The organism is Enterobacter sp. EC_50 (genome assembly GCF_019584525.1).
Classification (GTDB): Bacteria; Pseudomonadota; Gammaproteobacteria; order Enterobacterales; family Enterobacteriaceae; genus Enterobacter; species Enterobacter roggenkampii.
This window is the reverse complement of the sequence record NZ_VDAF01000081.1, coordinates 1-511: the sequence shown is the minus strand read 5'-3', so window position 1 is coordinate 511 and position 511 is coordinate 1. Positions and strand designations below refer to the sequence as shown.

The 511-nt window shown below is 47.7% G+C and carries 1 protein-coding gene; it reads right to left on the bottom strand.

What is annotated here, in order from left to right; translation table 11 throughout:
* Nucleotides 1–97 precede the first annotated feature (97 nt).
* Nucleotides 98–370 carry a barstar family protein gene (locus FHC48_RS23050; protein ID WP_001029013.1) on the bottom strand — a complete coding sequence of 91 codons (273 nt, stop codon included), beginning with the start codon at nucleotides 368–370 and terminating at the stop codon, nucleotides 98–100.
* Between the last annotated feature and the right edge of the window lie 141 nt (nucleotides 371–511).

The following is a 511-nucleotide window of genomic DNA, read 5'->3' as shown; positions in this document are numbered from 1 at the left end:
AGCGGTGACACCTGGCACGCTACGGCTGAACTGTACAAATAAACCCTCATCGTCTTGTCCGACGATATTGCCCCCGGTTCGGGGGCTTTTTTTTGCGCTAATGACGAACATTAAAACGCAAATGCCCTTCCAGCTCTTCCTCTGCCTCATCAAACAGCAATATTAACGCGCCAAAACGGCGACGCGTTTTCTCTCCCAGATGAACAAATTCAATCTCAAGTGGTAGCGGCAGGACATCGTTCATTAACACATCCCATAGTGAGTCGAGATCGCGTACCTTATCTTTCGCCAGACCAAAGGTTTGGCTAAAGTCACGATAAAAATCCTCCTGACTCTCAATCTCATCAAAATCAAAGGTATAAATATTCATCTGTTGCCACCGTCACGTTTCGCGGCGAGTTCTGCCGTGCATCGCTAAGTATAGCCATGAAAAAACCGACGCTTTTGGCGTCGGTTTTGACTTAACTATCGGTCAACGCATGTTGATACTTATGGAGCATCCCCGCCAGCC